Source organism: Haloferax marisrubri, assembly GCF_001469875.2.
Taxonomy (GTDB): domain Archaea; phylum Halobacteriota; class Halobacteria; order Halobacteriales; family Haloferacaceae; genus Haloferax; species Haloferax marisrubri.
Map to the genome: position 1 here is coordinate 161451 of NZ_LOPW02000016.1, position 5503 is coordinate 166953.

The 5503-nt window shown below is 58.7% G+C and carries 4 protein-coding genes and 1 pseudogene; all 5 read right to left on the reverse strand.

The features are described 5' to 3' along the window. Positions 1-1659: VirB4 family type IV secretion system protein (locus tag AUR65_RS12120; RefSeq protein ID WP_058567119.1), on the reverse strand; the 1659-nt coding region annotated here is incomplete at its 3' end. Further along, entirely contained in the window at positions 1652-2773 is a 1122-nt protein-coding gene (locus AUR65_RS12125) for a hypothetical protein (protein ID WP_058567116.1), read from the reverse strand. The genes AUR65_RS12120 and AUR65_RS12125, both read right to left, overlap by 8 nt. Positions 2774-2775: 2 nt before the next feature. Then, on the reverse strand, positions 2776-3837 hold the full coding sequence (locus AUR65_RS12130; protein WP_058567117.1) for a hypothetical protein: 1062 nt from the start codon (positions 3835-3837) through the stop codon (positions 2776-2778). A 2-nt stretch (positions 3838-3839) separates the two neighbouring features. Then, positions 3840-4685 (reverse strand): hypothetical protein, encoded by an 846-nt coding sequence (locus AUR65_RS12135; protein ID WP_084816448.1) that lies wholly within the window; start codon positions 4683-4685, stop codon positions 3840-3842. Further along, positions 4682-5503, reverse strand: a pseudogene (locus AUR65_RS12140) (hypothetical protein); the annotation flags it as partial. The gene AUR65_RS12135 and the pseudogene AUR65_RS12140, both read right to left, overlap by 4 nt.

The window sequence follows — 5503 nt, forward strand, 5'->3', positions numbered from 1 at the left end:
CACGAACACGACCTCTTTGTCCGTCTCTTTCGCTCGCTCGTAGACGAGCGAGATGAGCAACTGCATCGTCAGCGCCGTGCTGCTGTCGACGCTGCCCTCCTGTTGTGCAAGGTCGAGGTAGATGACCTTCTCGTCACGGATGTCGAACTCCGATTCTTTTCCGAGGTTCGCGTAGCGGCCCGCTTCTTCGAAGGGCCGCAGTTGGTCGATCAACCATGTTGCGTCGTCGCTAAGTTTCTCGGCTTCCGCATCCGACCGGACGACGAACGATTCGGGGTCGTCAACCATCTCTTCGAAGACATCCAGCATTTGTCGAATCGTCGGGCTCGGGTTACCGTGTGTCGTGATATCATCCGTAATGCCATGACGCTCGTAGGCCTGTCTGAGACCGAGTTCGAGCGTCGTTCGGCGGTCGCCGAGTGAGATGCCACGGAGAGCGAAGAAATTCGTCAGGAAGCTCATCGCGTCGTCGAGTTTCTCGTTGAACGGACTCGCGTCTTCACCCATCGCCCGCTGGACGTGTTCGGGCGTCTGGCGGATTTCGAGCGGGTTCAGCCCGAGCGTCCCGCCGACGGTAATTCGCTTGGCATCGAGCGCTTCGGAGACGCCCGTCCAGTTGTTGAGCGGTTCGAGAATGATGCCGATGCGGTCCTTGCTCTGTTCGATCGACCGGATGAAGTTCTCTTTCGCACCGAACGATTTGCCAGAGCCCGTGTCTCCCACCGTAAACATCGCATAGCCGTTATCGCGGGCGAACGGGTCGATGACGACCGGACTCTGGTTGTCCTTGTGAATCCCGAACTCAACGCCCCCTTCTTCGAGAATCGTCGCGTTGTGTGGCGACGCTAAGAGAGAACCAACAGCACCCCCGAGGGCAATCGACTCCCGACCGAACACGTTGTCGCCGATTGGGGCGGCAGACTGGAGTGCGAGGTCCTGCCGGCAGATAGCCGTCTTCGGCGTGAGGTTCGCCGGTTCGTCACGGAGCGCGCTTTTGACTGCTCTGACGGCATCTCGGAGGTCGTCCGTGTCGTCGGCGCGGACGGTGACGTACAGGCCTTGGTCGAACACACTCGCACCGCTCTCGACGGCCTTGTACGTCGCCGCCGCTTCGTTGGCTCGCTCTTGGAGGTACTCACTCCGGACGCTCTGTTCTAAATCAGCGTCGACCTGCAGGTCGTCCGCAATGTCCTGTAGTTCGTTTCGTGCGCGTTGCTGGTTCTTCGGCGTGATGTGCGCCGTGAGGTCGAACTCGACGTCAGTCAACTCGAAGAGGTCACTCAGGTAGCCGTCATTCGGGTAGTCGGCGTAATCAGCGATGTACAGCGTCGTCGTCCATTGCTCACCGACACGGGCAGCTCGTGTCTCCCATTCGATTGCCGCCGGTGCTGTCGCCGTCTTGTGTGACTCCGAGATGTCGTCGAGGAGTTGGCCTTCTGCGTCACCCGCTTCGAGGGTTTCCTCGTCGAGGACATCCGAAAAGTCGACTTCCAGCTCGTCGTCGGTGCGGTACCGCTGCCAGAGGGCTGTCCCGCCGACGCCGAGCACCACGATAGTCCCCAGATAGAGCGCTGCACCTTCGGGGGATGTTGGCTGTTGAGCCCACTGGGTGAGTTGTGAGAGAATATCACGACTCGACTGCAACGGGAGATTACGCATTGAACGCCTCCTCCCGGCGTGAGCGACTGAGAATCGGCTGTTCGCGGATCACGTCTGCTTTGGTCTCGAAGTCGTGTTCCTCGCCGTTCCAGAAGTCCATGTTCAGAACGAACAACTCGACCGTGCTGAGTCGGTGGGCAGACCAGCCGGATGCCTGCTGGATGAATTCGGAACGGACATCCGCAATCCGGTCGTCCAGCTTCTCGAACATCTGGGCGCGGCGTTCGACATCGGAGAGGTCCGCACGCCGGGTGACGAACGGGTTGAAAAGAATGCCAATCACGGGGAACTGCGTCAGCTTTTCAGCCGGCGTTCCCTCGTCGCGGTATCGGTCATAGACTTCGAGTGGGGAGACTTCTACGCCGATGTAGTACCGAACTTGCTGGATGCCGCGGTCACGCATCTCTTTGGGCCGCGTCTCCCGATACTCCTCGAGGAGTTTCCGGAAGATCGGGTTCTGTGTGACGTCTTCGTCGGTGAGTCGCTCCTCGATCGTCTCGGTGATCTGTTCGACCGGGAATGACCGGGTTGTTGCGTGGAATTTGAGCTTCGAGTCGAGTTCTTTGTTAGCGAACTCGGCGCCTGCGTCCTGGAGTTGGGCCCAGTCGTCGGCCATCGCGAAGTCCATGTTCCCCGGGTCGATCTCGATGAACGCCTCCATCGCGCCGTCAGTCCGCTGAATCGCGCCGGCGCCAGGCCACGCTCGCTCGATATTCGTGAGGTCTTGGGTTCGCTCGTCCGGCGTGAATGGCGTGTAGTTCGCGAGCCCGCCCTCGTTGCGTACGGTCTCGTTCGTTTGGCCGTCAGGGTGCTCTGGCGCACTCAGCGTAATCCGGGGGCGTTTGGCGTAGCGATAGACGTCTTTCGTCCAGGTCCACGCGTTCAGATGGTCGGGGGTGACGTAGACGATGGCTGCACCCATCCCGAGGCCGCTTGCGATAAGCGGGACGGCGAGTGATTCAATGCCCGTGAGGCCGGCGAGGAGTAACCCACAGATGGGGAGAGCGATGAGGATGCCGACGTCGCCCTCTTCGATGTTGAGGTAGGGGATGCGACTCGCTTCGCCGAACTGGTCCATGATACGCCGGGCGGCTGTGTCTTGATCTGTCGACATTGTTAGCGGGTTCGGGGTTCGTTTTCGGTCCGCCGGTACGACGGCAGTCCGTCGCTGTCATCAGTCGAGTCACGCTGTGCGGCTGCTCTCTGGGCGAGGGCTTGGCCGGCGGCGGCTTTCGGCCCCCAGCGGGCAGCCGTCGTCGCAACGCCAGCGCCACCAACGTACGCACCAACTGCGACGCCGCCGACCAGGGCTGCACCTCGCGTTGCACCACCGATCACCTTCGCGGTGAGGGGTGTCGCGTACGTGAATGTCTTCCACGTAATGTAGAGAGCAACCAGCGGGAGCGAGGTAGCAACTAAGAACTTCAGGAAGTCGGTCTGTGGGACCATTGTTCCGCCACCGTAGATCAGGTCATAACCCTTGAAAACGACTGCAGCAGGCAAAGGGAGGACAGCGAGAGGGACGAACCTCTTGCAGAACCCCATTGCAACGTCAGAGACGACAGGCACATTTCCGTACCCGAGTGCGATTGCAACCGGCATCCCGTAGAGATAGACATAGACCAGGATCTTCCGGATGTAGAATAGTGCTTCTAGAGCCCACATTGAGAGCCCACCAATTAGCGCAAACACTAGGGAGAGAGCAGGGTTAGATATCGTTACACCAAGGAAACCTAACATAGCATTTCGAATCGAATCCATAGTTGGGAGTAAGGCGAGAGCAAATCCATCAATAAGGTAAAGCGAAAGGACACCAACCCAATACCAGACAACAATCAAAGATGCACCAACCCATGCAGTTTTCTTCGTTTTTCTGGCCTCGTAGGCACTACCAACATTGAATATTCGGATAGCGTGCCGTGCTTGAACACAGATGACGAGCAATAACAATGCAATGAGCATTATCTCACCACCAACGAGCGCATCTCGAATAGTCAACCACGGCTCACTGGCTGGTTCTCCAAAAATGAATACGCCATCTGTCTCGGGTGTCGGGGTCCCAAACATCTCCTCGGAAAGGGTGTTGTACCCCGTTGACAGGGCGTCCATGAAGAGACCAATAATCCAACCAACAATGTCTTTGAAACCCTCTAATACGACGTCAATGAGATCAACCATCGCTATGCCTCGCTAATCGTAATCTCGCAGTTTTGCATCTCTTCGGCGTCAGTGTATGCCACGTTGTACTCTTTTGTGACCTGCCGAGCTGCGACTCGAGTGTCTACGACAACAGTAAACTGGCCACGATTCCCATCAGTCGAACAGCCCATCCCATCCTCTCCAATGGCTGAACCGAATGGGAATGAGCTACTGAAAATATCAACTGTTTCTCCTGCAGGGACGACGACGCTACTTTCTTCATAGATTCCGTTCCCACGTGGGTTTTCGATTGGATTAGGAACGTCACCAGCAAAGTGGAGTTCAACGATGGCATTCGGTCCGCTCCCTCTATTTTTGACCGTGACGAATGCCTCACCGTTCTTTTTTGCATCAGTCGGACTTTCACCGTAGACCTCGTCCCACGGCTTATCCGGTACATTTCGAAACAGCCCAACGTCCTGAATCTCAATCTGAGGGCTAATCTCGAGAGAACCCTCAGCAACAGTCTCCTCACCATCTAGCGCGACGACACGATACTTACCGGGCTCGTAGGCAGTCCCGATTTCGAACGAAACCTGTCGTGCGCCGGCGGCAAGCCCGCGCTTCCCGAAGAGCTCTCCATTCGGCTGAATGAGGTTCACCTGTTCGACGGGTGCGTCAGCATCAACCTGCACAACGATGGCTTGCCCCTCAACAGCGATGCGTGAGAGGGGACCAGCACGCTCGGTCGTCGCCGATGTCTGGTCGGGCGTCGTTGTGCCCGAGTTACGGCTACCATCGAGGCAGCCGGCAACGCTGGCGAGGGCGGCCCCGCCAACGGTTCGGAGGACGGTACGTCTATCAATCGGTGAATCGGTTGGAATCATTGGTTTCGGTAGTCGCTATCTGTCGGTCCAAACATGCGGAGGAGTCGGCGACCGGCGTAGAACGTCACGACGAACGGAATCGCCTGCCAGCCGACTTCGAATACGAACGTAACCCAGCCCTCGAGAGTCCCGAGTGGGTGCCAGCGAACGGAGGCCGTATCACCCACATACGCCGGGTCGTGGCCAAGCCACGTGCCGGGGTGGTAGCGGGCGGTGTAGATCCCCGGCTCGTCCAGTGTGACGACTGCGACGCCACTCTCGTTGGTCGCAACGCGCTGGTCACCCACCGTGATGTAGCCGCTGTGTGACGACCCGCCAATCGGGTACTGTCGGTCACTCCCATTCGACGCGATCGGCGCACCCGTCTGGTTATCGTGCAACTCAACTCGAAGCGTCGCGTTCGACGTCGTCTGCGAAACGAGCTCAACAGAGAGGTTACTCTCGCGAAGCTGTCGCGCCGACCCGACTTGGGGGTCGACAATCGTGGCATTCACGCCGCGAACGATCCCACCCACCCGAAGCGCCTCCCGGTCGACGGACTCTGCACGGACGGCCAGCCCGTACGTGGGCGTGTACGTCTCGTTGACGACCTCGACAGTCACGTTTTCGCCGATCGTCTCACGGGGAGACACCCGGTCAGTCCCCCACGTGTCGATGATATCCGGGCCATCACGAACGGGCTCTGCGCGCGGGCCAATCTGTGACGGATACGCGTGAACTCGGACGGGAATCGCATCCGACTGTTCCGTAGTTGTCGACGTCCCGGTCGATGTGACGAGTGTGTCCCAGTTCGTGTTGCGAGCGGTGTAGAACCGCCA